The organism is Vibrio sp. 1580 (assembly GCF_033340055.1).
Window position 1 is genome coordinate 1 of sequence record NZ_JAWOVT010000420.1, and the last position, 614, is coordinate 614.

1 protein-coding gene is annotated in these 614 nt (G+C 43.5%); it reads left to right on the forward strand.

Translation table 11 applies throughout. From position 1 onward, the window contains the following. On the forward strand, nt 1-614 hold a 614-nt coding region (gene lpxL / locus R7093_RS26345; RefSeq protein WP_318147165.1), incomplete at both ends, for an LpxL/LpxP family Kdo(2)-lipid IV(A) lauroyl/palmitoleoyl acyltransferase.

The window sequence follows — 614 nt, forward strand, 5'->3', positions numbered from 1 at the left end:
CGCTTTGCGTAATCTTCAGCTATGTTTTCCTGATTACACAGATTGGCAATGCAAGGATGTGGTACGAAAAAACTTTCAATACACGGGAATGGCGCTCATCGAAACTGGTATCGCTTGGTTTTGGCCAGACTGGCGAATTAATCGCATAACTTCTATTGTTGGCAAAGATCGTCTGCTCACAGAGGAAAAGAACGGTCGCGGTGTATTAGTGGTGTGTAGTCACCATTTGAACTTGGAAATAACCGCTCGTATCTTCAGCCAATTTGCCAAAGGCTATGGTGTTTACCGTCCAAACTCAAACCCTGCTTATGAATTTATTCAACATCGAGGCCGAACTCGTTTTGGGCATCAAATGATTGATCGAAAAGACGTGAAATCAATGCTCAAAGTTTTGAAAAATGGCCATCGACTTTGGTATTTACCTGATCATGATTATGGTGCCAACCATTCTGTTTTTGCACCGTTTTTTGCCGTTGAACAAGCTGCGAGCACTGTGGGGGCTAGTGTGCTTATTGACGCAACAAAGTGCGCGGTCATATCAGGTGTCACAGTGAGCAGGAATCATCACTACACGTTGTATATTGGGAAAGACCTCAGTGAGTATTTTGAAAAGC